This window comes from Streptomyces sp. NPDC058284 (genome assembly GCF_042881135.1).
GTDB lineage: Bacteria > Actinomycetota > Actinomycetes > Streptomycetales > Streptomycetaceae > Streptomyces.
The window spans coordinates 181,243-205,574 of sequence record NZ_JBHVYE010000010.1 but is presented as its reverse complement, the minus strand read 5'-3'; the positions used below and the strand labels follow the sequence as shown (position 1 = coordinate 205,574).

The 24,332-nt window shown below is 69.9% G+C and carries 24 protein-coding genes and 1 pseudogene; 17 read left to right on the top strand and 8 right to left on the bottom strand.

Going from position 1 to position 24,332, the window contains the following annotated elements; translation table 11 throughout:
• Nucleotides 1-67: 67 nt before the first annotated feature.
• A complete protein-coding gene (locus ACFVYR_RS17000) occupies nucleotides 68-565 on the bottom strand; it encodes a GNAT family N-acetyltransferase (RefSeq protein WP_384260499.1) in 498 nt (165 codons plus the stop codon).
• A 129-nt stretch (nucleotides 566-694) separates the two neighbouring features.
• Entirely contained in the window at nucleotides 695-1,516 is an 822-nt protein-coding gene (locus ACFVYR_RS16995; RefSeq protein WP_384260501.1) for a DUF6597 domain-containing transcriptional factor, read from the bottom strand.
• Nucleotides 1,517-1,641: 125 nt separating this feature from the next.
• Here ACFVYR_RS16995 and ACFVYR_RS16990 point away from each other — a divergent pair, with 125 nt between their 5' ends.
• Nucleotides 1,642-2,283: a TIGR03086 family metal-binding protein gene (locus ACFVYR_RS16990; protein WP_384260503.1), complete on the top strand. Its 642-nt coding sequence runs from the start codon at nucleotides 1,642-1,644 to the stop codon at nucleotides 2,281-2,283.
• A 76-nt stretch (nucleotides 2,284-2,359) separates the two neighbouring features.
• Here the strand turns inward: ACFVYR_RS16990 and ACFVYR_RS16985 are convergent, their stop codons facing one another.
• The gene (locus ACFVYR_RS16985; RefSeq protein ID WP_384260506.1) at nucleotides 2,360-2,968 is read right to left on the bottom strand and encodes a hypothetical protein; all 609 of its coding nucleotides are present in this window, start codon (nucleotides 2,966-2,968) and stop codon (nucleotides 2,360-2,362) included.
• A gap of 164 nt (nucleotides 2,969-3,132) precedes the next feature.
• Here ACFVYR_RS16985 and hemL point away from each other — a divergent pair, with 164 nt between their 5' ends.
• The 7 genes from hemL (at nucleotide 3,133) to ccsB (ending at nucleotide 10,910) form a co-directional block, all read left to right on the top strand.
• Nucleotides 3,133-4,458 carry a glutamate-1-semialdehyde 2,1-aminomutase gene (gene hemL, locus ACFVYR_RS16980; protein WP_384260508.1) on the top strand — a complete coding sequence of 442 codons (1,326 nt, stop codon included), beginning with the start codon at nucleotides 3,133-3,135 and terminating at the stop codon, nucleotides 4,456-4,458.
• Entirely contained in the window at nucleotides 4,455-5,159 is a 705-nt protein-coding gene (locus ACFVYR_RS16975; protein ID WP_384260511.1) for a histidine phosphatase family protein, read from the top strand. The genes hemL and ACFVYR_RS16975 overlap by 4 nt, the downstream gene beginning before the upstream one ends.
• A 183-nt stretch (nucleotides 5,160-5,342) precedes the next feature.
• Nucleotides 5,343-6,563 carry a hypothetical protein gene (locus ACFVYR_RS16970; RefSeq protein ID WP_384260513.1) on the top strand — a complete coding sequence of 407 codons (1,221 nt, stop codon included), beginning with the start codon at nucleotides 5,343-5,345 and terminating at the stop codon, nucleotides 6,561-6,563.
• Between the two features lie 89 nt (nucleotides 6,564-6,652).
• Nucleotides 6,653-7,288 carry a TlpA family protein disulfide reductase gene (locus ACFVYR_RS16965; protein WP_384260515.1) on the top strand — a complete coding sequence of 212 codons (636 nt, stop codon included), beginning with the start codon at nucleotides 6,653-6,655 and terminating at the stop codon, nucleotides 7,286-7,288.
• Entirely contained in the window at nucleotides 7,288-8,052 is a 765-nt protein-coding gene (locus ACFVYR_RS16960; RefSeq protein ID WP_384260518.1) for a cytochrome c biogenesis CcdA family protein, read from the top strand. Before ACFVYR_RS16965 ends, ACFVYR_RS16960 begins: the two co-directional genes overlap by 1 nt.
• Before the next feature lie 3 nt (nucleotides 8,053-8,055).
• Nucleotides 8,056-9,816: a cytochrome c biogenesis protein ResB gene (locus ACFVYR_RS16955; RefSeq protein WP_384260520.1), complete on the top strand. Its 1,761-nt coding sequence runs from the start codon at nucleotides 8,056-8,058 to the stop codon at nucleotides 9,814-9,816.
• Nucleotides 9,813-10,910, top strand: a complete 1,098-nt coding sequence (ccsB, locus tag ACFVYR_RS16950; protein WP_384260522.1) for a c-type cytochrome biogenesis protein CcsB — start codon at nucleotides 9,813-9,815, stop codon at nucleotides 10,908-10,910. The genes ACFVYR_RS16955 and ccsB overlap by 4 nt, the downstream gene beginning before the upstream one ends.
• 14 nt (nucleotides 10,911-10,924) lie before the next feature.
• Here ccsB and ACFVYR_RS16945 read toward each other — a convergent pair.
• Nucleotides 10,925-11,492, bottom strand: a pseudogene (locus tag ACFVYR_RS16945) (2-oxoglutarate and iron-dependent oxygenase domain-containing protein).
• Nucleotides 11,493-11,522: 30 nt separating this feature from the next.
• A complete protein-coding gene (locus ACFVYR_RS16940) occupies nucleotides 11,523-11,855 on the bottom strand; it encodes a PLD nuclease N-terminal domain-containing protein (RefSeq protein WP_384260525.1) in 333 nt (110 codons plus the stop codon).
• Between the two features lie 90 nt (nucleotides 11,856-11,945).
• On the opposite strand from ACFVYR_RS16940, the gene ACFVYR_RS16935 reads away from it, so the two are divergent.
• Genes ACFVYR_RS16935 through ACFVYR_RS16925 form a run of 3 tightly spaced genes read left to right on the top strand, consistent with a single transcriptional unit; the run spans nucleotide 11,946 to nucleotide 15,023 of the window.
• Complete coding sequence (locus ACFVYR_RS16935; RefSeq protein ID WP_384260527.1) at nucleotides 11,946-13,406, top strand: menaquinone biosynthesis decarboxylase; 1,461 nt, start codon at nucleotides 11,946-11,948, stop codon at nucleotides 13,404-13,406.
• Nucleotides 13,403-14,305, top strand: a complete 903-nt coding sequence (gene mqnP / locus ACFVYR_RS16930) for a menaquinone biosynthesis prenyltransferase MqnP (RefSeq protein WP_384260531.1) — start codon at nucleotides 13,403-13,405, stop codon at nucleotides 14,303-14,305. The genes ACFVYR_RS16935 and mqnP overlap by 4 nt, the downstream gene beginning before the upstream one ends.
• Before the next feature lie 25 nt (nucleotides 14,306-14,330).
• Nucleotides 14,331-15,023 carry a UbiX family flavin prenyltransferase gene (locus ACFVYR_RS16925; protein WP_384260534.1) on the top strand — a complete coding sequence of 231 codons (693 nt, stop codon included), beginning with the start codon at nucleotides 14,331-14,333 and terminating at the stop codon, nucleotides 15,021-15,023.
• Here the strand turns inward: ACFVYR_RS16925 and ACFVYR_RS16920 are convergent.
• On the bottom strand, nucleotides 15,020-15,151 hold the full coding sequence (locus ACFVYR_RS16920; RefSeq protein WP_384260569.1) for a hypothetical protein: 132 nt from the start codon (nucleotides 15,149-15,151) through the stop codon (nucleotides 15,020-15,022). The genes ACFVYR_RS16925 and ACFVYR_RS16920 overlap by 4 nt on opposite strands.
• A 145-nt stretch (nucleotides 15,152-15,296) precedes the next feature.
• On the opposite strand from ACFVYR_RS16920, the gene ACFVYR_RS16915 reads away from it, so the two are divergent.
• The 5 genes from ACFVYR_RS16915 (at nucleotide 15,297) to ACFVYR_RS16895 (ending at nucleotide 20,145) form a co-directional block, all read left to right on the top strand.
• The gene (locus tag ACFVYR_RS16915; RefSeq protein WP_384260563.1) at nucleotides 15,297-15,752 is read left to right on the top strand and encodes an Lrp/AsnC family transcriptional regulator; all 456 of its coding nucleotides are present in this window, start codon (nucleotides 15,297-15,299) and stop codon (nucleotides 15,750-15,752) included.
• An 83-nt stretch (nucleotides 15,753-15,835) separates the two neighbouring features.
• A complete protein-coding gene (gene mqnE / locus ACFVYR_RS16910; protein WP_384260537.1) occupies nucleotides 15,836-16,999 on the top strand; it encodes an aminofutalosine synthase MqnE in 1,164 nt (387 codons plus the stop codon).
• Between the two features lie 157 nt (nucleotides 17,000-17,156).
• The gene (locus ACFVYR_RS16905; RefSeq protein ID WP_384260540.1) at nucleotides 17,157-17,492 is read left to right on the top strand and encodes a DUF4229 domain-containing protein; all 336 of its coding nucleotides are present in this window, start codon (nucleotides 17,157-17,159) and stop codon (nucleotides 17,490-17,492) included.
• Between the two features lie 408 nt (nucleotides 17,493-17,900).
• Nucleotides 17,901-19,364 carry a dicarboxylate/amino acid:cation symporter gene (locus ACFVYR_RS16900; protein ID WP_384260542.1) on the top strand — a complete coding sequence of 488 codons (1,464 nt, stop codon included), beginning with the start codon at nucleotides 17,901-17,903 and terminating at the stop codon, nucleotides 19,362-19,364.
• Nucleotides 19,365-19,518: 154 nt separating this feature from the next.
• Complete coding sequence (locus ACFVYR_RS16895; protein WP_384260566.1) at nucleotides 19,519-20,145, top strand: TetR/AcrR family transcriptional regulator; 627 nt, start codon at nucleotides 19,519-19,521, stop codon at nucleotides 20,143-20,145.
• A gap of 16 nt (nucleotides 20,146-20,161) precedes the next feature.
• Here the strand turns inward: ACFVYR_RS16895 and ACFVYR_RS16890 are convergent, their stop codons facing one another.
• Both ACFVYR_RS16890 and ACFVYR_RS16885 read right to left on the bottom strand, forming a co-directional pair.
• A complete protein-coding gene (locus tag ACFVYR_RS16890; RefSeq protein WP_384260545.1) occupies nucleotides 20,162-21,049 on the bottom strand; it encodes a MaoC family dehydratase in 888 nt (295 codons plus the stop codon).
• 537 nt (nucleotides 21,050-21,586) lie between these two features.
• Nucleotides 21,587-22,900 (bottom strand): 3-oxoacyl-ACP reductase, encoded by a 1,314-nt coding sequence (locus ACFVYR_RS16885; RefSeq protein WP_384260548.1) that lies wholly within the window; start codon nucleotides 22,898-22,900, stop codon nucleotides 21,587-21,589.
• Between the two features lie 72 nt (nucleotides 22,901-22,972).
• Between ACFVYR_RS16885 and ACFVYR_RS16880 the strand changes: the two genes are divergently transcribed.
• On the top strand, nucleotides 22,973-24,247 hold the full coding sequence (locus ACFVYR_RS16880; protein WP_384260551.1) for an acetyl-CoA C-acetyltransferase: 1,275 nt from the start codon (nucleotides 22,973-22,975) through the stop codon (nucleotides 24,245-24,247).
• The last annotated feature ends 85 nt before the right edge of the window (nucleotides 24,248-24,332 follow it).

Sequence of the window (24,332 nt, the reverse complement as noted above, 5' to 3'; positions counted from 1 at the left end):
CGACAGGGTGGCATGCGGGGTGCGGGGTGGCATGCGGGGCGGCACGACGGCGCGGCTCGTGGGCCCCTCACTCCCCGCCCAAGGCGACCCGCCAGTCATTGCACGGGTGCCAATTACCCTTCGGGTACTCGATGGACGCCTCGCCCCGCAGCGTGAAACCGGCCCTGCGGCAGACGCCGTTCGACGCGGGGTGGTCCGTCGCAGGGAAGGCGTGGAGGTAGGCGTGGCGGCCCGTCGCCCTCGCCGCCTCGATCACCAGGCGTGCCGCGCCCGCCGCGACGCCCCGGCCCTGGAACTCGGGCAGCACGCCCCAGCCCGTCTCCCAGACCGTCCCGCCCTGCCAGGTCGTCTCCCAGTACCCGATCGAGCCCGCCGTCCGGCCGTCCAGCGTGATGCGGAACATCTGGCCCTTGCCGTCGCGGCCGTCGAGGGCGAGATAGCGGCGGTGGCGGTCCGCGAGCTTCCCCTCCGTCTCGGGGCCGCCCAAGTGATCCGTCATCTCGGGGGCGTTGAGGCGCAGGAGCAGCGCGCGGCCCTCGTCCTCCGGCCATGGTTCGAGCCGCATCGCCGATGGCTGAGGTGGCTGTGGTGGCTTGGTTGTTGATCGAGAGGGCTGAGACGGTCGCGGTGGCTGTGATCGCTCCATGAACGCACGGTAGAGGGAGGGTCTGACAACGGCCCGGTCACCGAGCCATCAACGCGGCCCGTACGCCGTCGGCGGCACACCCACCGTCGCCGTGAAGTCCCGTACGAGATGGGCCTGGTCGGCGTAGCCGAGGGTGGCCGCCAGACCGGCCCAGTCCACGTCGTCCCGCGACTCGGCCCGCTCCAGGGCCTCGTGGATGCGGTACCGCAGGATGATCCACTTCGGGCCCACGCCCACGTACGCGGCGAAGAGCCGTTGCAGTGCCCGCACCGACATGCCCTCCGCGCGCGCGAACGCGTCCACGCGCCGGATCGAGCGGTCCCGGCGGATCCGCTCGACGAGGCCCGTCGCGAGGTCGGCGTGCGGGTCCGGCGCGGGGCCGAGGCTCAGCAGGAAGGTGTCGAGTGCCGCCACGCGCGCGTGCTCGTCGTCGGGGGCGAGGATTGCCGCCGCGGTGTGCGCCGCGTCTTCGGGGGTGCGCGGGAAGACCTGTTCCAGCGGGAGCCCGCGGCCCGTCCAGGCCGACACCGGGCGGTCCGGCGCGAACGGGCGGAAGGCGCCAGGCCGGAACTGCACCCCGCACACCCGCCCGCGACCCTCCAGCTTCTTGCTGAAGAGGTCGAGTCCGACGCCCGCGACCTCTCCGAAGCGGTGCGCCGCGTACGACTGGAAGACCACGTTCACCGACGGGTGCGGCACCACGTGGGTGGCGTAGGGCTCGGGCTGGTCCCAGTCGATCAGCCAGTAGTGCTCCAGGTAGGGGCGCAGCGCCTCGGCGGGCGCGTGGCGGCGGAAGCGGACCTTGGCGAAGAGTCCGGCCGCGTCCACGATGCCCCGGGTGTCACGGCGCGGAGCGGAGGCGTCTGACATGGCTGGATCGTAGGTCCCGGGGTGCGTATCCGGGGTGCGCGGTCGTGGCGCGCCTGCCCGTGGGTGCCCGCGGAGTGTCGCGTTTCTTCAAGCCGCGGGCCCACCCGTCCTCGTACGGTCGCCCCATGGACACTTCACGCACCTCGGACATCGGGATCAGTGAGCTGCTCGCTCTGGCCGTCGAGCGCGCCGCACCCGTCGTCCGCGCCGTTCCGGACGATCGCCTCGGCGATCCCACCCCGTGCGCCGACTACGACGTGCGCGCGCTGGTCAACCACCTCTTCCACGTCGTGGTCCAGTTCCAGGAGCTGGCCGCCAAGCGGAACGCGGACTTCTCGGAGTCCCCCGACTACATCGGCGAGGGCGGCGAGGGCGGTGAGGGTGCCGCAGGCGGTGACTGGCGCGAGCGCCTTCTCGCCGAGGCGGAGAAGCTCGTCCGCGCCTGGGGCGAGCCCGGCGCCGAAGAGGGGACCACGGGAGCGATGGACATGCCGGCCGGGACCGTCGGCTGCATGGTCCTGCTCGATCTGACCGTGCACGCGTGGGACCTGGCCCGGGCCACGGGGCAGGAGTACCGGCCGGACGCCGGGAGCGGCGCGCTCGTCGCGCGGCTGCGGGAGGCGGTCGCCGGGCTCGGTCCCACCGCACGCAAGATGGGCGTCTTCGGTGAGCCGGTGACGGTGCCGGAGGCGGTGCCCGGCCAGGCCCGTGACTTCGAGTTGTTGCTCGCCGAGACGGGACGCGACCCACGCTGGGGCCGCGACTGAGGAGAAGGGGAGCGGAGGAAGGGAATGGGGGGAGGGGAGAGGGAAGGGGGAGCCAGCCGAAGACGGAGAGAGGCTGTCAGGGCCACACCAAGCAGTACGCCTGGTGCCCCGCATCGTGCAGCCGATGCGAGAAGTCCTGCCACTCGTGCAGGAGTTGGTAGACGTTGAACGCGTCGCGCGGGCCGCCGCGGTCCGGGACCGTGGACCATATGAACGCCGCGGCGCCCACCGACTCCTCGCCGACGCCGCGCAGCGGGTCGACGACGGTCATGGGGAGCTTCACCACGGCGTAGTCGGGGTGGAGGACGACCAGTTCCAGCGGGGGGACCTTGTGCAGGGGTATGCCCTCGATGCCGGTGAGGACCATCGCGGCCATCGTCTCCGGCTTGATCTTCGTGAACATGCCGCCCATGCCGAGCTCGTCGCCGCCGAGTTCCTCGGGCCGCATGGAGATGGGCACTCGGGCGGCGGTCGCGCCGTCCGGGGCGCCGAAGTATTTGTAGGTCACCCCCACCCCGCCACTCCTGCTGCTCACCCGGTCCCGCCGGAACCCGCCGGAGCCGCCGAGCGCCTGGTCGGGCGCTTGTGCCGGTTCCGCTTCCGCCTCGCGTCGGTGCTTGCCCCGCCGGGCACGCCGCGGGCCCAGGCCGTCGGTCCCCTCGCCCAGTCCGCCACCGCGATGCATATCTCCACCCGACTGCTTTGCCAGGGCGGCACGGCCCTGTCTTTTCTAGGCCTCGCGGCCCCCGCCACGCAACCCGATCATCGTGTCAGTGACCTCCCCCACGTTCACCCGCTAAAACGTGGAGTGAAACACCTGTCCGCAGGATGTCCGGACCCTCTGACACCATGGCTCGTGTGAGCTTCCCGTATAGCGCCCCAGTTTCGCAGACTCTTTTCGACCGTGCGGCGGCCGTGACGCCCGGCGGTGTGAACTCTCCCGTGCGCGCGTTCCGCGCTGTGGGTGGTACGCCCCGTTTCATGGTGTCCGGTACCGGTCCGTACCTGACTGACGCCGACGGCCGCGAGTACGTAGACCTCGTGTGCTCTTGGGGTCCGATGATCCTCGGGCACTCCCACCCCGAGGTGATCGCCGCCGTGCAGGAGGCCGTCGCCCGCGGCACCTCCTTCGGTACGCCGGGTGAGGGCGAGGTCGCGCTCGCCGAGGAGATCGTCGACCGCATCGACCCCGTCGAGCAGGTGCGGCTCGTCTCCAGCGGCACCGAGGCGACCATGTCCGCCATCCGTCTGGCGCGCGGCTTCACCGGCCGCGCCAAGGTGATCAAGTTCGCCGGGTGCTACCACGGCCACGTGGACGCGCTGCTCGCGTCGGCGGGCTCCGGCGTGGCGACGTTCGGGCTTCCCGACACGCCCGGCGTCACCGGCGCCCAGGCGGGCGACACCATCGTCGTGCCGTACAACGACCTCGAAGCGGTCCACGAGGCCTTCCACACGTACCCCGGTGAGATCGCCTGCGTGATCACCGAGGCGTCGCCCGGCAACATGGGCATCGTGCCGCCGCGCCCCGGCTTCAACGAGGGGCTCAAGAACGCCTGCGCCAAGAACGGCGCGCTCTACATCTCCGACGAGGTGATGACCGGCTTCCGTACGTCGAAGGCCGGCTGGTACGGCGTCGACGGCGTGACGCCCGACCTGATGACCTTCGGCAAGGTCATGGGCGGCGGCTTCCCCGCGGCGGCGTTCGGCGGCCGTGCCGACGTCATGGCGCACCTCGCCCCGGCGGGCCCCGTCTACCAGGCGGGCACGCTCTCCGGCAACCCGGTCGCGACGGCCGCGGGCATCGCCCAGCTGCGGCTCCTCGACGACGCGGCGTACGACAAGATCGACGTCGTGTCGGGGCAGCTGCGCGCCCTGGTCTCCGACGCGCTCACCAAGGAGGGCGTCGCCCACCGGGTGCAGAACGCGTCGAACATGTTCTCCGTGTTCTTCACCGACCGCGAGGTGCGCAACTACGAGGACGCGAAGGCGCAGGAGTCGTTCCGCTTCACCGCCTTCTTCCACTCGATGCTGGCGCAGGGCGTCTACCTGCCGCCGTCGGCGTTCGAGTCCTGGTTCGTGTCCACCGCCCACGACGAGCAGGCCGTCGAGCGCATCGCCGCCGCCCTGCCGGGTGCCGCGCGTGCGGCCGCGGAAGCGACGGAGGCCACCGCATGAGCGGCACGGCAGCGGGCGACGAGCTGACGGTCGTCCACTTGATGCGCCACGGCGAGGTGCACAACCCCGACGGGATCCTGTACGGGCGGCTGCCCGACTACCACCTCTCCGAGCTCGGCCGGCAGATGGCCGACCGCGTCGCCGAGCACCTCTCCCGGCGCGACGTCACGCATGTCGTGGCCTCGCCGCTCGACCGCGCCCAGGAGACGGCCACGCCGATCGCCAAGGCGCACGGCCTGGACCTGAACACCGACGAGCGGCTCATCGAGGCGGACAACGTCTTCCAGGGCAAGACCTTCGGGGTGGGCGACGGCGCGCTGAAGAACCCCGAGAACTGGAAGCACCTCGTCAACCCCTTCAAGCCGTCCTGGGGTGAGCCGTACATCGAGCAGGTCGTACGGATGATGGGCGCCCTTGAGGCGGCCAAGGACGCGGCCCGCGGCCACGAGGCGGTGTGCGTGAGCCACCAGCTGCCGATCTGGATCGTGCGCAGCTTCGTGGAGAAGCGGCGGCTGTGGCACGACCCGCGCAAGCGGCAGTGCACGCTGGCGTCGCTGACGACGTTCACTTATCGCGGCGACAAGATCGTTTCGGTGGGTTACAGCGAACCGGCCCGGGATCTCGTGCCCGCACATCTTCTCGCCGGCGCCAAGCCGGGGAAGGGCAAGAATAAGGGCAACGGCAAGGCATTCGGGGCCTGATAAAACGGCCCCTCGATCAACCGCGTGTAATCGCGCGGCAACTGTATGTCCTTCTCGGTAAATCGCCATAAATAAATGCGGCTTGGCCGGAACCATGGTGTTCGTCGCGCCCTCTAACTGGTTGTCCTCTTGCATGGCAGATACAGCAGGATCGGACCCAAGGGCGCGACGAATGGGGATGGAATGCGCGACATCAGCCGCAGGGGAATGCTCGGGATCGGAGCCGGCACGGCCGCCGCTTTCGGGCTCGCGGCGTGCGGCTCGGGCGGTGGAGGCGATTCCTCCGGGTCCGCGGGGAAAGCCGGTGAGGGCCGGGACGGCGCCGAGAAGCGGCCGGCCAAGCCGATCGGTGACGGCTCGACCGCCTATACCGGTAAGCAGCCCCGCCAGCCTGCCAAGCCCGTACCGCTGCAGCCCGGCGAGACGCCCCCGCAGTTCGTGATCTTCTCCTGGGACGGTGCGGGCGAGGTCGGGAACGGACTGTTCCCGCGTTTCCTGAAGCTCGCCGAGGACCACGACGCGCACATGACGTTCTTCCTCTCCGGGCTTTATCTGCTGCCGGAATCGAAGAAGCGCCTGTATCGGCCGCCGAACAACAAGGTGGGCGCCTCCGACATCGGTTATCTCACCGACGGTCACATCAAGGACACACTGAAGTACGTACGCCAGGCCTGGCTCGAGGGCCATGAAATCGGCACGCACTTCAACGGGCACTTCTGCGCCGGCACGGGAACGGTCGCCAACTGGACGTCCGCGCAATGGCAGGACGAGATCGACCAGGCCAAGTCCTTTGTGAAGAAGTGGCGTACGAACACCGGCTGGACCGATCTGCCGTCGTTGCCCTTCGACTACGACAAGGAACTCGTCGGCGGCCGCACGCCCTGTCTGCTCGGCCAGGAGAACCTGCTGCCGACCGCGAAGAAGCTCGGCTGGCGCTACGACGCGTCCTCGCCCGGCGGCCGCCAGAAGTGGCCGCAGAAGAAGATGGGCATCTGGGACCTGCCGCTGCAGGGCATCCCCTTCCCCGGGCACTCCTTCGAGGTCCTGTCGATGGACTACAACATCCTCGCCAACCAGTCGAAGAACTCCACGAAGGCGCCGCCGGCCAACTACCCGGGCTGGCGCAAGCAGGCCACCGAGGCCTACATAGCCGGCTTCAAGCGCGCCTACGAGTCCAACCGCGCGCCGTTCTTCATCGGCAACCACTTCGAGGAGTGGAACGGCGGCATCTACATGGATGCCGTCGAGGAGGCGCTGAAGCACATCGCGGGCAAGAAGGACGTCCGTCTGGTCTCCTTCCGCCAGTTCGTCGACTGGCTCGACGTGCAGGACCCGAAGGTGCTCGCCAAGCTCCAGGGCCTTGAGGTCGGCCAGCAGCCGGCCGGCGGCTGGAAGAGCCTCTGAGAGGGGCCCCCGGTCCGCTCTGAAGAGGGGACTTCGTTCGGTGGAGGGGGTGCGGAAGATCCACGAAATGGACATGCGAAACTTTTCACATGAGTGTCGCCTGCCGCGCCCCACACCGCACCGATAGCAGCAACCACCGCCGCAGCCGCGCCGCCCTGCTCGCCGCAGGTGCCGTCGTCGCCGCGCTGACACTGTCCGCTTGCGGCTCCGGCGGCACGTCGGGGGGTTCGGGCAACACCAACTTCGTCGCCGGGTCCGACGGCATCGCTACGGTCAAGAAGGCGGACCGCAAGGCGAACCCGTCGCTCGAAGGTGAGACCCTCGACGGCAAGAAGCTCGACATCGCCGAGGACTACAAGGGCAAGGTCGTCGTCATCAACGTCTGGGGATCCTGGTGCGCGCCGTGCCGGGCCGAGGCACCGAACTTCGTGAAGGTCGCCGAGGAGACGAAGTCCAAGGGCGTCGAGTTCGTCGGCATCAACACGCGTGACCCCGGGCGCGGCCCGGCGATCCAGTTCGAGAAGCAGCACGGGATTCCCTACCCGAGTCTGCACGACCCGATGGGCAAGCTGATGCTGCGCTTCCCCAAGGGCTCGCTCAACCCGAACGCCATCCCCTCCACGCTCGTCGTCGACCGGGACGGGAAGATCGCGGCCCGCGCGCAGCAGCCGCTGAACGAGGAGAAGCTGCGGAAGATGATCGACCCCGTGCTCGCGGAGAAGTGATGTCGACGCTCGCGGCCGTCAGCGGTACGAACCAGACCGTCATGAGCGGGGCCCTGCTCCTCGCGATCCCGGTCGCCCTGCTCGGCGGGCTGGTGTCCTTCTTCTCGCCGTGTGTCCTGCCGCTGGTGCCCGGCTATCTGTCGTACGTCACCGGGGTCGGCGGGCAGGACCTCGGGGAGGCGCGGCGCGGCCGGATGGCCGCCGGGGCCGGTCTCTTCGTGGCCGGCTTCACCGTCGTCTTCGTCTCCGCGACCGTCTTCTTCGGTGCCTTCGGGCGAACGCTCAAGGAGCACCAGAGCACCATCAACACGACGCTCGGCGTGGTGATGATCGTGCTCGGGCTCTTCTTCATGGGGCTCATGCCCTGGCTCACGCAGCGCGAGTTCCGCTTCCACAAGCGGCCGGCCGTGGGCCTGGCCGGCGCGCCGGTCGTGGGCGCTCTCTTCGCCGTCGGCTGGACGCCGTGCATCGGCCCGACCCTCGCCTCGGTCATGGCCCTCTCCCTCGACGGGGCCAACCCGCAGCGCGGCGCGATCCTCGGTGTCGCGTACTCTCTGGGGCTCGGTATTCCGTTCATCCTCGCGGCCGTCGCCTTCCGCAAGGCGCTCGGCGCCTTCGGCTGGGTGAAGCGGCACTACGCCTGGGTGATGCGCGTCGGCGGCATCATGATGATCGCGACCGGCCTGCTCCTCGTCACCGGTGTGTGGGACAGCATCGTGCAGGACATGCAGGTCTGGACCAGCAGCTACTCGGTGGGGATCTGATCCATGAGTAAGACCGAAGCTCCTGAAGGCAAGACCGAAACCCCTGACGAGCAGGGTGATTTCGGTGCCGCCGGTGCCAGTATGTCCACCGCCCCGCGGGACCGGGACCGGGAGGACACCGCCCCCAACCTGCCCCGGCTCGGCGTCATCGGCTGGATCCGCTGGTTCTGGCGGCAGCTGACCTCGATGCGGGTCGCCCTCATCCTGCTCCTGCTGCTCTCGCTCGGCGCGATCCCCGGCTCGCTGATCCCGCAGAACAACGTCGACGAGCTCAAGGTCCAGGACTTCATGGACCGGCACACCACGCTCGGCCCGGTCTACGACAAGCTGCAGCTCTTCGACGTCTACAGCTCGGTGTGGTTCTCCGCGATCTACATCCTGCTCTTCGTCTCCCTCATCGGCTGCATCGTGCCCCGCAGCTGGCAGTTCGTCGGCCAGCTGCGCGGGCGCCCGCCGGGTGCCCCCAGGAAGCTGACGCGGCTGCCCGCGTACACGACGTGGCGCACCGACGCCGAGCCCGAGCAGGTGCACGAGGCGGCGCTCGCGATGCTCAAGCAGCGCCGCTTCCGCGCGCACACGGCGGGCTCCGGCGCGGGCACCTCGGTCGCCGCCGAGAAGGGGTACCTGCGCGAGGCAGGCAACCTCATGTTCCACATCGCGCTGATCGTGATGCTGATCGCCTTCGCCGCCGGACAGCTCCTCAAGTCCGAGGGCGGCAAGCTGGTCATGGAGGGCGACGGGTTCGCCAACACCCTCAGCCAGTACGACGACTTCAAGTCCGGCAGCCTCTTCGACACCGAGGACCTGGCGCCGTTCAGCTTCAAGCTCGACAAGTTCGTCGGTACGTACGAGAAGTCCGGCCCCAACCGCGGCACGGCCCGCACCTACCGGGCGGACGTCACCTACTCCGAGGGCCCCGACGGCGCCGAGAAGAAGAAGTCGATCGAGGTCAACAAGCCGCTGGAGGTCGACGGCTCGAAGGTCTACCTCATCGGCCACGGCTTCGCCCCCGCCGTCACCGTCCGCGACGGCAAGGGCAAGGTCGTCTACCAGGCGTCCGTGCCGGTGCTGCCCATCGACCAGAACGGCACGGCCACCGGCGCCATCAAGGTCATGGACGGCTACCGCGACAAGAACGGCAGGCCGGACCAGCTCGGCTTCAACGCCTTCTTCGTGCCGACCTTCGCGGGTGTGGGCAAGGGGCAGATGTTCTCGCAGTTCCCCGCCGCCGAGTACCCCGTGCTCGCGCTCTCCGCGTACCACGGCAGCCTCGGTGTCGACGCCGGTGTCCCGCAGAACGTGTACCAGCTGGACACCCGCAAGATGACGAAGTTCAAGGACGCCGACGGCGAGTTGCTCAAGCAGCGGCTGCGCCCCGGCGAGACCATGAAGCTGCCGAACGGCGCCGGGTCCATCACCTTCGAGAAGAACCTCAAGGAGTGGGCGACCTTCCAGATCTCCCAGCAGCCCGGCACCGGCTGGGCGCTCGGCGGCGCGATCGCCGCCGTCGCCGGACTCGCGGGGTCGCTGTTCATCCAGCGCCGCCGTGTGTGGGTGCGGGCGGTCAGGGGCGCCGACGGCGTCACCGTCGTCGAGATGGCGGGCCTCGGCCGCAGCGAGTCCGCCAAGGTGCCCGAGGAGCTCGCCCAGCTCGCCGCCCAGCTGCACGACAAGGCGCCGACGGCGCCCGAGCCAGACCCGGACGCGGAAGCCGTTTCCGACGCCGACCCCGATGTTGTTCCTGCCGAAGGGGCTGAGAAGTGAATCTCGCCGCCACCCTGGCCGCCGAGCCCAACGAGAACCTCGCGCACATCAGCAACGTGCTGATCTACTCCGCGATGGCCGTCTACCTCCTGGCCTTCTTCGCGCACATGGCGGAGTGGCTCTTCGGCAGCCGCAGCAAGGTCGCCCGCACCGCGGCGGCGCTCACGCCGAGCAAGGCCGTACAGGCCGCCGCGCCCGCCGTCACCGTCAAGGCGAAGGAGGGCGGCACCGCGACGCTGGAGCGGCCCCAGGTCGTCACCCGGTCCGTGAGCGGCACGCGCGACGTGCCGGACGGCCCCGGCGCATCGGCGGGCGACGAGAAGGGCGACCTCTACGGCCGCATCGCCGTGTCGCTCACCGTCCTCGCCTTCCTCCTGGAGTTCGGCGGTGTGCTCACCCGCGCCCTGTCGGTGCAGCGGGCGCCGTGGGGCAACATGTACGAGTTCAGCATCACCTTCTCCACGGTCGCCGTCGCCGTGTACCTGGTGCTGCTCGCGCTGAAGAAGAACATCGCCTGGCTCGGCCTTCCGCTGGTCACGACGGTCCTGCTCGACCTCGGTCTCGCCGTCACCGTCCTGTACACCTCCAGCGACCAGCTGGTCCCCGCCCTGCACTCGTACTGGCTGTGGATCCACGTCTCCACCGCGATCTTCTGCGGCGCCGTCTTCTACGTCGGCGGCGTCGGCACGCTGCTCTACCTCTTCCGGGACAGCTACGAGACGAAGCTGGTGAACGGCGGGCAGCCCGGCAAGTTCGCCACCTCCGTCCTGGAGCGGCTGCCCTCGGCGGCCACGCTCGACAAGTTCTCGTACCGCCTGAACGCGGCGATCTTCCCGCTGTGGACGTTCACGATCATCGCGGGCGCGATCTGGGCGGGCGACGCGTGGGGCCGCTACTGGGGCTGGGACCCCAAGGAGGTCTGGTCCTTCATCACCTGGGTCGCCTACGCCTGCTACCTGCACGCCCGCGCGACGGCAGGCTGGAAGGGCCGCAAGGCCGCCTACCTGGCCCTGATCGCCTTCGGCTGCTGGCTGTTCAACTACTACGGAGTGAACATCTTCGTCACCGGCAAGCACTCGTACGCCGGAGTCTGACCGCGCGTACGCGGTTACTGCTCCACCGTGATCGCGTCCAGCCGGCCCCGCAGGTACGCGTGGGAGTCGATGCCCCGGACGTCCGTGCCCGGGTCGCACTCGTAGAAGTAGACGAGCGACATCAGCTCCTCCGCGGGCAGGGCGGCCGGTGGGGGCAGGACGCGGTGGCGGCCCGACTGCCAGCGGTTGCCGGTCCAGCGTGCCATCAGGTCGCCGATGTTGACCGTGAGGGCCGCCGGGTCGAACGGCGCGTCCTGCCAGCCGTCCTCGTCCGTGAAGACCTGGAGCCCGCCCCGCCCCGCCTCCCGGTCGAGGACCGTCACCGTACCGAAGTCGGTGTGCGGGCCCGCCGACCTACACCGCGTAGGGCCGCTTCGCCCGCTCGGGCAGGTGGAAGAAGGCACGGGCCGACGAGCGGATCGCCGCGCGCAGGTCCGGGTCGACGCCGTGCCCGGTGACCAGGAGGAACCCGGCCGTGCGCAGGGCCTCGTCGACGGTCCGTGCCGTCCGCGCGCGGGCCTCGGGGGCGCCGGAAAGCCACGGCCGCAGATCGACCGTCGGAATGCGGGATGCGCTGCTCATGCCTGTCATCGTGCCCGTGCGAGCCCGCGGTCAGCCCTCGTCGCCCTGGTCCCGCCGCTTCTTGTCCGGGTCCTCGTCCCGCAGGGACTTCAGGAACTCGGGATTGTCGTCGGGCGCCACCCACCGCGTGCTGCCCCCGCGGCCCCGTCCCGCGATGCCGCCGCCCGCGCCGGGCGCATGCCGCACCTTGCCCGTGACGAGCCAGGCGATGGGGCCGAGCAGCACTTCGCCGAAGAGCAGCACGATGATGACCCACACCACCTTGGGCAGGTGTCTGACTTCCTTCTCGGGGGTGTTCAGGACATCGATGAAGGCATAGATCCACACCGCCAGGACCAGCAGGAACGGCAGATACCTGAGCATGGTGGCGCGATCCCCCAAGCGGTGGCGGCGGGAGCTGTGCGTGCCCCCCGGTGACGGGGCCAGGGTAGCCGGTGCCGGATACTGGAACGCATGGCTTACGACGATCTTCGCTCCCTGCTCCGGGCACTGGACCGCGAGGGCGATCTCAAGCGCATCAAGGCCGAGGTCGACCCGTATCTGGAGGTCGGCGAGATCACCGACCGGGTCCAGAAGGCCGGCGGCCCCGCGCTCCTCTTCGAGAACGTCAAGGGCTCGGCGATGCCCCTCGCCATGAACGTGTACGGGACGGACCGCCGCCTGCTCAAGGCGCTCGGCCTGAAGTCGTACGGCGAGATCAGCGACAAGATCGGCGGTCTGCTCAAGCCGGAGCTGCCGCACGGGTTCGTCGGCGTGCGCGAGGCGTTCGGCAAGCTCGGCGCGATGACGCACGTACCGCCGAAGAAGGTCAAGTCGGAGAGCGCCCCCGTGCAGGAGGTGGTCCTCACCGGTGACGACGTGGACCTGGAGCAGCTGCCCGCGCTCTTCACCTGGCCCGAGGATGGCGGCTCCTTCTTCAACCTGGGTCTGACGCACACCAAGGACCCCGACACGGGCGTCCGCAACCTCGGCCTGTACCGGCTGCAGCGTCACGACAAGCGCACCATCGGCATGCACTGGCAGATCCACAAGGACAGCCGCAACCACTATCAGGTGGCCGCCCGCAGGGGCGAGAAGCTCCCCGTCGCCATCGCGTTCGGCTGCCCGCCCGCCGTGACGTACGCGTCCACGGCGCCGCTCCCCGGTGACATGGACGAGTACATGCTGGCCGGGTTCATCCAGGGCAAGCGCGTGGAGATGGTCGACTGCAAGACGGTCCCGCTCCAGGTGCCCGCGCACGCCGAGGTCGTCATCGAGGGCTGGCTGGAGCCGGGCGAGATGCTGCCCGAGGGCCCCTTCGGCGACCACACGGGCTTCTACACGCCGCAGGAACCGTTCCCCGCGCTGAAGATCGACTGCGTGACGATGCGGAAGCGGCCGCTGCTCCAGTCCATCGTGGTCGGCCGCCCGCCGACCGAGGACGGCCCGCTGGGCCGTGCCACGGAGCGCTTCTTCCTGCCCCTCCTCAAGGTGATCGTCCCGGACATCGTCGACTACCACCTGCCGGAGTCGGGCGGCTTCCACAACTGCGCGATCGTCTCGATCGACAAGAAGTACCCCAAGCACGCCCAGAAGGTCATGCACGCCATCTGGGGCGCCCACATGATGTCGCTGACCAAGCTGATCGTCGTCGTCGACAAGGACTGCGACGTCCATGACCTGCACGAGGTCTCCTGGCGCGCGCTCGGCAACACCGACTACGCCCGTGACCTGACCGTCGTCGAAGGCCCGGTCGACCACCTCGACCACGCCTCCTACCAGCAGTTCTGGGGCGGCAAGGCGGGCATCGACGCCACGAAGAAGCTGCCCGAGGAGGGCTACACCCGGGACGGGGGCTGGCCGGACATGGTCGAGTCCGACCCGGACACGGCGGCGAAGGTCGACCGTCGCTGGAAGGAGTACGGACTCTCGTGAGTTCAGCATCAGCCGCGCTCCCGCAGCCGGGACGCACCAAGGCCTTCCTGCGCCTCGTCATGATCGAGCACTCGGTGTTCGCGCTGCCCTTCGCCTACATCGCCGCGCTGACCGCGATGTTCCGCCTCGACGAGAACATCCACTGGGGGCGGCTGCTCCTGGTCACCGTCTGCATGGTGGGCCTGCGGACCTTCGCCATGGCCGCGAACCGGATCATCGACCGCGAGATCGACGCCCGCAACCCCCGCACCGCCCACCGCGAACTCGTCACGGGCGCGGTGACGGTGAAGTCCGCGTGGACCGGCGCGCTGATCGCGCTCGTCGTCTTCCTCGGCTCCGCGGCCCTGCTCAACCCGCTCTGCCTGGCGCTCGCCCCCGTCGCGGTGATCCCGATGGTGGTCTATCCGTACGGCAAGCGGTTCACGAACTTCCCGCAGGCCATCCTCGGCCTCGCCCAGGCGATCGGCCCGATCGGCGCCTGGCTCGCCGTCACCGGCGAGTGGTCCTGGCAGGCCGTGATCCTCGGCCTCGCGGTCGGCATCTGGATCGGCGGCTTCGACCTGATATACGCCTGTCAGGACGTGGAGACGGACCGCGAGGTCGGCGTGCTGTCGGTGCCCGCGCGCTTCGGCATCCCGGCGGCGATCCGCGGCGCCCGCGCCTGCCACTTCGTGACGACGGCGCTCCTCGTCTGGTACGCGGCGGCCACCGACGCCGGCGCGTTCTTCTGGCTCGGCCTCGCGGTCGTCGCCGGTGCCTTCGTCTACGAGCACTCGATCGTGAAGCCGCACGACCTGTCCCGCCTCAACCGCGCCTTCTTCCAGGTGAACGGTTTCATCGGGATAGCCCTGTTCGCCTGCGCGCTGCTCGATCTGCTCGTACGCGGACTCAGCGTCTGAAACACCGACGGATAGGCTGCAGAGCGTGAACCCAGGAGATACGCCGCGTAGGCCTTGGATCGTGGGGGTGTCGGGTGCCTCGGGCACTCCGTACGCCGCCGCTGTGCTGCGTGCGCTGCTCGCGGCGGGGGAGAGCGTGGACCTCGTCGTGTCCCGGGCGTCGCGACTGACGCTGCTGGATGAGACGGGTATCGCGTTCCGGGACGCGCACTGGCGGGACGATCTGCGGCAGTGGCTGGGGCGCGGCGCGGACGGCAAGCCGGGGGTGTTCGACGCGGACGTGTCCGACGTGCGGTACTGGGCCGCCGGTGACCTGGCGGCGGGGCCGTCCTCGGGCTCATACGCGACGAAGGGGATGCTGATCGTGCCGGCGTCCACGGCGTGCGTGGCCGGGGTGGCGCTCGGGCTCTCGAAGGACCTGCTGCAGCGGTCGGCGAGCGTGACGCTGAAGGAAGGCCGACGGCTCGTGGTCTGCGTACGCGAGACGCCGCTGAACGGGCAGACGCTGAAGCACTTGGTGAGCCTGGACGAGGCGGGCGCGATCGTGCTGCCCGCCTCTCCGGCGTTCTACGCGGGGGCGACGCACATCCAGGATCTGGTGGACTTCGTCGCCGGGCGGGTGCTCGACGCGGCACGGGTGCCGCACAGCCTGTACCGCCGGTGGGAGGGAGAGCTCGGTTCCGGATCCGGAGGTGGCTCTGGCTCCCGGGGGGATTAGCGCTTCTTGGCGGCGCGCTTCCTGAGCAGGCCGCCCTTCGGCGCGGAGGTGGGCTTGTGGGCACGCGAGCGGTTGGCCAGGTCCTGAAGCTCGCGCATCCGGGCGTAGGCCATCTCGATCGAGTACACGGGTGACTCACTCCTGAGTGATCGTCTGAAGGATCATCGCTGATCGGCTGAGTTCGAGAAAGATTTGCGGGGTGCAAACCCTGTTGCGCCTTAGATTCTACACATAGACTCGCGGTATCGCTGAATAATGAAAGGCATCGCACCTATGGACGCCGTGGACAGGCAGCTCATCCAGGCCCTGCGGGAGAACGGCCGCGCCTCGTACGCCGAACTCGGGCGGCTCGTCGGCCTCTCCGGGCCCAGCGTCACGGACCGGATCAACCGCCTCGAAGCGGCCGGTGTCATCACGGGTTACCGCGCCACCGTCGACTCCGCCTCGCTCGGACTCGGCGTCATCGCCCTCATCGGCATCTCGCTCTCCGACGCCGCCGACCACGAGGACGTGGCACGGCGCCTGAAGGACCTGCACGAGATCGAGGACTGCTGGTTCATCGCGGGCGACGACTCGTACATGCTCAAGGTCAGGGCCACGGACGTGGACGGCCTGGAGAAGACGATCCGCCGGCTCAGCGGCACGCGCGGCGTCTCCCGCACGCGGACGACGATCGTGCTCTCGACCAAGTGGGAGAACCGGGTCGGGGAGCTGCCGGAAGAGTCCTAGGCGTACGGTTGGCGGGAGTTTGTCGCAGGTCGCCGTCGGCGGGTCGCGGATCGTAGGTCGCTGGGAGAGGTAAGGGCGAGGTCATGGACGCAGGTCTCAAGCGCGAGCTGGAGCAGAAGGTCCGGGACGGCGAGCGGCTGTCCCGCGAGGACGGCATCGCGCTCTACGAGTCGGACGACCTGGCCTGGCTCGGCGGCCTCGCCCACGAGGTGCGTACGCGCAAGAACGGCGACGTCGTCCACTTCAACGTCAACCGTCACCTCAACATGACGAACGTGTGCACCGCGTCCTGCGCGTACTGCTCGTTCCAGCGCAAGCCGGGCGAGAAGGACGCGTACACGATGCGCATCGAGGAGGCCGTCCGCCTCGCCAAGGCGATGGAGGGCGAGAACCTCACCGAGCTGCACATCGTCAACGGCCTGCACCCGAACCTGCCGTGGCGCTACTACCCGCGTTCGCTGAGCGAGCTCAAGAAGGCGCTCCCGGACGTCTCCCTGAAGGCCTTCACCGCCACCGAGATCCACCACTTCGAGACGATCTCGGGGATGTCGGCGTCCGACATCCTCGACGAGCTGATCGAGGCCGGTCTTGAGTCCCTCACCGGCGGCGGCGCGGAGATCTTCGACTGGGAGGTCCGTCAGCACATCGTCGACCACCGCACCCATTGGGAGGACTGGTCGCGCATCCACCGCCTCGCGCACGAGAAGGGTCTCAAGACCCCGTGCACGATGCTGTACGGCCACATCGAGGAGCGCCGCCACCGCGTCGACCACGTCCTGCGCCTGCGTGAGCTCCAGGACGAGACCGGCGGCTTCCAGGTCTTCATCCCGCTGCGCTACCAGCACGACTTCGTCGACATGCAGGACGGCAAGGTCAGGAACCGCCTCCAGGCGCGGACCACGATGGCGTCCGGCGCCGAGGCTCTGAAGACCTTCGCGGTGTCGCGCCTGCTGTTCGACAACGTTCCGCACGTCAAGGTCTTCTGGGTCATGCACGGCCTCCAGACCACGCAGCTTGCCCTCCAGCACGGCGCCGACGACATGGACGGCTCGGTCGTCGAGTACAAGATCACGCACGACGCGGACAACTTCGGCACCCCGAACAAGCTGACCCGCGAGGACCTGCTCGACCTGATCCGCGAGGCGGGCTTCCGCCCGGTCGAGCGGAACACGCGCTACGAGGCGATCCGCGAGTACGAGGGTCCCGACCCGCTGCTGCGCGAGACGCCGCAGGCTATGCGGGTCTGAACCGCAGGCGGATGCGGGTCTGAACCGCAGGCGGATGCGGGTCTGAACCGCAGGCGGCTGCGGGGCTGAACCCCCTTGCCGGGGACGAGCCCTCTCATGCTTCACTGGAGAGGCTCGTCCAGCTCGGGCTCATTTCGGAACGGAAGAGTGGATTGACATGCTCCGCTACACGCTGATGCGCCTCGGGATCTTCGTGGGTTGCTTCTTGGTCGTCTGGGGCCTCGTCTACTCCGAGATCCTGCCGCGCGGCCTCGGCGACTCGAACCTGCTCTGGGTGCTGCTGCTCTCGCTGGTCGTCTCCGCGCCCATCAGCTTCGTGGCGCTGCGCAAGGAGCGCGACCGCGCCTCGGTCGAGGTCGTCGCCCGCGTGGACCGCGCCAAGGCCAACCTGGAGGCGAACCGCACCCAGGAGGACGAGGCGGACGACGCGGCACGCTCGCAGGCGAAGGGCTCCAACGGCTCGAAGGGTCGCGCGCAGGCGCAGGGCTCGTAGGCGGACGCGGGCGCGGACGGCTCGCGGGCGTCGCGGGCCTGCCTCGCAGGGCACGTCGCACACGTCGCACACTTCTGGGAACCCCGGTTCCGGAGCGCATCGCTCCGGAACCGGGGTTCTTTGTGTTGCCTCGTGCTGCTTGGGGTCGCTGTCATGGCGCTACCTCAAACAAGTCCTTTGATGTTCTCAAAGCTCAAGTGTTAACGTGTTCGACATGAAGACAGCAGCAGCGCACCACAACGCCATGAGCGTCCCGCTCGTGGCGCGCCTGCATGTCGATCTCTGCCGCTGCATGTCCGCGGCCTGTCACATCTGAACGTGACCCCCGATGCAGCGGCCCGCTGACCCTTCGCGGTCGCCGCTCCCGTACGTCCCCCTCCCCCTGACTTTCCTCACCGGAGTGTGTCCGTGTCCGCGAATTCCGCGACGCCCGCCGACCAGGCAGGCGAGCACCAGAATCCCCAGAACTCCGAGGTTCCCGAGACTCCCGGGCCGCCCGGGACGCCCAGGTCCGGATCCCGAATACCCGGGTTCCTCAAGATCCCCTTCTGGGCGCAGATCCTCGGCGGCCTGGTCCTGGGCGTCCTGCTCGGCTGGATCGCCCGCAACCAGGACGTCGACTGGCTCGTCACCACCCTCTCCAAGGTCGGCGACACCTTCATCGGGCTCCTGAAGCTGGCGGTCGCGCCGCTCGTCTTCTTCGCGATCCTGGTGTCGATCACCAACCTGCGGAAGGTCAACAACGCCGCCCGGCTGGCCACCCGCACGCTGCTCTGGTTCATGATCACGTCGCTGATCGCGGTCGCCATCGGCCTCACCATCGGCCTGATCACCAACCCCGGCTCCGGCACCGGCCTCACCCCGAAGGACGGCAAGGCCCCCGATCACGCGGGCTCCTGGATCGACTTCCTGACCGGGATCATCCCGACGGACGTCGTCACGCCCTTCACTGAGCTCAACGTCCTCCAGATCGTCTTCATGGCCGCCGTCGCCGGCGTCGCCGTACTGAAGATCGGCGACAAGGCGCAGCCGATCCTGGAGCTGAGCGAGTCGGTTCTCGCCCTCCTCCAGAAGGCCCTGTGGTGGGTCATCAAGCTCTCCCCGATCGGCACCATCGGCCTCATCGGCTTCGCCATCGCGGACTACGGCTGGGACCTCATCAGCAAGTACGCGACGTTCACCGCCGACATCTACATCGGCTGCGCCCTGGTCCTCTTCGGCGTCTACCCGCTGCTGCTCGCCACCGTCGCCAAGGTCAACCCGCTCCAGTTCTTCAAGGGCGCCTGGCCCGCCATCCAGCTGGCGTTCGTCTCCCGCTCCTCGGTCGGCACCATGCCGATCACCCAGAAGGTCACCGAGCGCCTCGGCGTCCCGAAGGAGTACACGTCCTTCGCCGTGCCGTTCGGCGCCACGACGAAGATGGACGGCTGCGCCGCCATCTACCCGGCCATCGCCGCGATCTTCGTCGCGCAGATCTTCGACGTGCACATGGGCATCAAGGAGTACCTGCTCATCGCCTTCGTCTCGGTCGTCGGTTCGGCCGCGACGGCGGGCCTGACGGGCGCCACGGTCATGCTGACCCTGACCCTGTCCACCCTCGGCCTGCCGATGGAGGGCGTCGGCCTGCTCCTCGCCATCGACCCGGTCCTCGACATGATGCGCACCGCGACGAACGTCGCGGGCCAGGCGCTGGTCCCCGTGATCGTCGCGGCCCGCGAGAACATCCTCGACCGGGAGGCGTACGAGAACGCGTCGGCGTCGCCGCTGGATGAGCTGGATGAGCTGGACGACGAGGCCGAGGGGACGCGGTCGATCCCGGCTTCCTCGGTGTCGCCCTCCTCTTCGGCGGAGAAGGTGCCTGCCGCGGTCTGAGTCGCGTCGTCACGTCGAAGCCCCGTCCCGGAGCGATTCCGGGGCGGGGCTTCGGTCGTTCCCGCCTCCGGGCTCGTTGACCGTACGCTGACGTGTGGACGGACAGTGTGGAGAGGCGGGGGCCGGGGTGGGCGAGAAGCGGCGGCAGAAACGGATGCCGCGGGCCGTGCGGGAGCAGCAGATGCTGGACGCGGCGGTACGGACGTTCGGGCAGCGGGGGTACCGGGCCGCGTCCATGGACGAGATCGCGGAGCTCGCCGGTGTTTCCAAGCCGCTCGTGTACCTGTATCTGAACTCCAAGGAAGAGCTCTTCAGCGCGTGCATCCGGCGGGAGGCCGCGGCGCTCGTCGCCGCGGTGCGGGAGGGCGCGAGCGGGGCCGCCGGTTCCGGCGAAAGCGCCGACCGCCAACTGTGGGACGGGCTGCGGGCGTTCTTCACGCACACCGCCGAGCAGCCCGAAGGGTGGGCCGTGCTGCACAGCCAGGCGCGGACGCAGGGCGAACCGTTCGCGGCCGAGGTCGCCGCCATGCGCGAGGAGATCGTCGCCTTCGTGACCTCCCTGATCGCAGAGGCGGCGCGGTCGGCGCACGGTGACCCGTCACTGCCGGAGCGCGAGGTCGCGGGGCTCGCGCAGGCGCTGGTGGGCGCTGCGGAGTCGCTGGCCGGGTGGGCCAACACGGAGGGGTCCGTCTCGGCGAAGGAGGCGGCGGCGACGCTCATGAACTTCGCGTGGTCGGGGCTGGGTGGCCTGATGGAGGGGCGGCGCTGGGCTCCCGCGTGAGGGCGCTGTGGGGGCGTTAGGCGGGGCTCGGCGGTTCGCTGGTTTCGCCGGTGAGGTGTGGTTTTCCGGTGCGGGGGTCGTGGAGTTCGAAGGTGTGGTCCCGGGCGGTGTACGTGACCGTGGACGGGAGCAGGACGGGGGCCTTGAACTCCGCCCTGACGCGGACGGCACCCTGCGCTCCGTTCTCCGCCAGGCAGCGGGCGAAGGTCCACATGCCGTGGGCGATGGGGCGCGGGAAGCCGAAGGGGCGGGCGGTGAGCGGGTGCAGGTGGATGGGGTTGCGGTCGCCGCTTACGGCGGCGTAGCGGCGGCCGAGGTCGGGGGCGAGGTGCCATTGCGTTCCGGCTGCGGGGGTGGGGGCTGGGGCTGGGGTTGGGGTTGGGGTGGGGCTTGGGGTGGGGCTCGGGGCTTGGGGTGGTGTCTTGTGGCGGGCCAGGTAGGTGCTGTCGGACTGCCAGAGGAGTTCGCCGCGGGTGGAGGTGACCTGGGTGGTGAGGGTCGCTTCTGTGCCGCGTCGGTGGGGGGTCAACTGCCTCGTTCCTACTGTGAGTTCCAGCTTCTCTGAGGGGTGCGGGGGGCGGTACTGGGTGATCTCTATGGAGGTGTGCACGAGGCCGAGGAGGGGGAGCGGGAAGTCGCGGGCGGTCATCAGGCGCATGGCCAGGGGGAACGCGAGGACGTGGGGGTAGGTGAGGGGCAGTTCTTCGGGGCTGGTGCCGGTGTTGGTGGGGAAGCCGAAGCCGCAGACCGTGTTGTACGCGGTGAGGTGGCGGGGGTCGGGGGTGCGGGTGGCGGTGAGACGGGTTCGGGGAGCGTGAGGGTGGGCGCCGGGGTGCTTGAGGGGTGAGAGGGCGGCGGCGCGGAGCAGGAGAAGGGGGAGGGGGAGCGGAGTTCGGGCTCGCATGGTCTTCCTTCGTGAGGTCGTGGTCGGGGACGTGGGTTTGTTGGCGGCTGCGCTGGGGTGGGGTTTCGTGCGGGTTCGCTGGGGCGAGGTGCGTCTGTGGGGCGGGGCCGCGGGGGTATGTGCGTACTCGCTATCCCTGCGTCACGCTGCCCGGACAATGGGGCTACAGGATGCTCGGTGCTCCGTTCGCACATACCCCCACGTCCCCTCCGGCCGGTTACGCGGCTGCGGCCCGGTGGGGGCTGGCCCCGTCCTGCCGTACGTTGCGGGGCAAACGCCCCTGCCCCTGCTCCCGCCCCTACCTCCGCCGTGCGTTGCGGGGCAAACGCCCCTGCCCCTGCTCCCGCCCCTACCTCCGCCGTGCGTTGCGGGGCAAACGGGTGGGTGGGTGGGATACATCCGCCGCGAAGCGGCGGGCCCGTTCGTACCCGCGGACGGGAGGCGGGGGAGGTCCCCACTCACTCCGCCGCGAAGCGGTGGGCCTGTTCGTGCCCGCAGACGGAAGGCGGGGGGAGATACCCACCCACTCGGACCCGTCTACGCGCCGAGGAGGCTCTGGCCGCAGACTCGGACCACCTGCGCGTTCACGCCGCCCTGCGCCAGCCATGACGTCGTTTCCGCCACGTCCACGGGGAGTCCGCCCTGTGCGAGGGAGTTCATGCGGCGGCCCGCCTCGCGGATGAGGAGAGGGACCGCCGCCGTCATCTTCGTCTCGATGAAGCCGGGCGCCACCGCGTTCACCGTCACCCCGTGCTCCGCGAGCGCCCGCGGCCCGAGGGAGTGGACCAGGCCGACGATGCCCGCCTTGCTCGCGGCGTAGTTCGTCTGGCCCGCGTTGCCCGCGATTCCCGCGATCGAGGCCGTGGCGACGATCCGGCCGCCGGGGGCGAAGACGCCCGCCTTGAGGAGCGCGTCCGTGGTCGTCAGGACGGCGCCGAGGTTGACGTCGAGGACCGGGGTCCAGCGGTCCCGCGCCATGTTGGCCAGCTTGCGGTCGCGGGTGATGCCCGCGTTGTGGACGAGGATGTCGAGGCGGCCGTCCGGCAGCGCCGCGGCTATGCGCTCGCCCGCGTCCGGCGCCGTGATGTCGAGCGGGAGCGCCGAGCCGCCCAGGCGGTCAGCGGCGCGGGCCAGGTCCTGCCGGGACGAGGGAACGTCGAGGAGTACGACCTCGGCGCCGTCGCGCGTCAGGACCTCCGCGACCGCCGCGCCGATGCCGCGTGCCGCGCCCGTCACCAGGGCGGTGCGGCCCGCGAGGGGGCGCTCCCAGTCGGCGGGGGCGGCCAGCGTCTCGGTGGGGCCTGTCTCGATGACCTGGCCGGTGACGTAGGCGGACTTGGGGGAGAGCAGGAAGCGCAGGGTCGGCTCGGCGGTGGCGATCGGGCCCGTGACGCGGACGAGGTTGGCGGTGCGGCCCCGGTTGAGCTCCTTGGCGAGGGAACGTACGAACCCTTCCAACGCCTGCTGGGCCGCGGCCTGGTGGTGGTCGGCCGGGTCCGGCGGGGAGCCGATGATCACGACGCGGCCGTTGTCCGCCACCGTGCGCACCACGGGGTGCAGGGCCGCGTGCACCTCGCAGAGGGTCCGGATGTCGGCCACTGCCGTGGCGTCGAGGACAACTGCAGTGGGACGCACGGGCGTTGGGGCGATGGTGTGGCCCGCCGAGGTGAGGAGGGTGGGCAGGTCGGCCGTGTACGAGGACTCGCCCGCGGTGAGCAGGAGCAACTCGCCGCCCAGGGACGGGCGTTCCGGCGACCAGCGGCGCAGCCGGGCCGGCTGGGGCAGGCCGAGGCGACGGGTCAGGAAGCGGCCGGGCGCGGTGGCGGTGAAGGTCAGGTAGCGGTCGGCCATTGTCCAACTCCCAGCTCGGTCGTAAATTTACTTCCGAGTAAGGTTACTCAAGGGTCAGGAGCTGGTCGAGACATGAGTCTTCCCGCTGTGCGCCGCGTCGCCGTACTCGGCGGCACCCGCATTCCATTCGCCCGGTCCGACGGGCCGTACGCGACCTCCTCGAATCAGGACATGCTGACCGCCGCCCTCGACGGGCTGGTTCAGCGGTACGGCCTCCAAGGGCAGGGAGTGGTGGGGGAGTTCGCCGCCGGTGCCGTGCTCAAGCACAGCCGGGACTTCAACCTGGCCCGTGAGGTCGTGCTCGGGTCCGCCCTCGATTCCCGTACGCCCGCCTACGACCTCCAGCAGGCGTGCGGCACCGGGCTCCAGGCCGTCGTCGCCGTCGCCAACAAGGTGATGCTCGGGCAGATCGAGTCGGGGATCGCCGGAGGGTCCGACACCGCGAGCGACGCCCCTCTCGGGGTCAACGACGAGCTGCGGCGGGCCCTGCTCGCGGCGCGGCGGGCCACGTCCGTGGGCGGGCGGCTGCGCACGCTGGGGCGGATGCGGCCCCGGCACCTCGTACCGGACATCCCGCGCAACGCGGAGCCGCGTACCGGCCTCTCCATGGGCGAGCACGCGGCGGTGACCGCGCGGAAGTGGGGCATCACGCGTGAGGCGCAGGACGAGCTGGCGGCGCTCAGTCACCAGCGGCTGGCGGCCGCGTACGAGCGGGGGTTCCTGGACGATCTCGTCGTGCCGTTCCGCGGGCTCGCGCGGGACCAGAACCTGCGGCCCGGGTCGACCGTGGAGAAGCTCGCCCGGCTGCGGCCCGTGTTCGGGACCGGGGTGCCCGGCGCGACCATGACCGCGGGCAATTCCACTCCGCTGACGGACGGCGCCGCCGTCGCTCTGCTCGGCAGTGAGGAGTGGGCCCGGAGCCGGGGGCTCGAACCGCTCGCGTACCTCGCCGCCTGCGAGAGCGCGGCGGTCGACTTCGTCCACGGGGATGTCGCCGGGGGCGACGACGGGCTGCTGATGGCGCCCGCGTACGCCGTGCCCCGGATGCTGGAGCGGGCCGGTCTCGGGCTCGGCGACTTCGATTTCGTGGAGGTGCACGAGGCGTTCGCCTCGCAGGTCCTCGCCACGCTCGCCGCCTGGGAGAAGCGTGGGCTCGGCGCCGTGGACCGGGCGCGGCTGAACGTCGCGGGATCGTCGCTCGCCACCGGTCACCCGTTCGCGGCCACCGGGGCGCGGATCGTCGCCACCCTCGCCAAGCTCCTCGCCGAGCGGGGACGCCCGGGGCGGGGTCTCATCTCCATCTGTGCGGCGGGCGGGCAAGGGGTCACCGCGATTCTGGAGAGGTAGGCGCCCGCCCCGAGGTTGCAGGTGTTACGCAGCGTAGTGGGCGTGTACTTACGGGTGCCCTGCGCTGAACGGGCGAGGCCCGGCG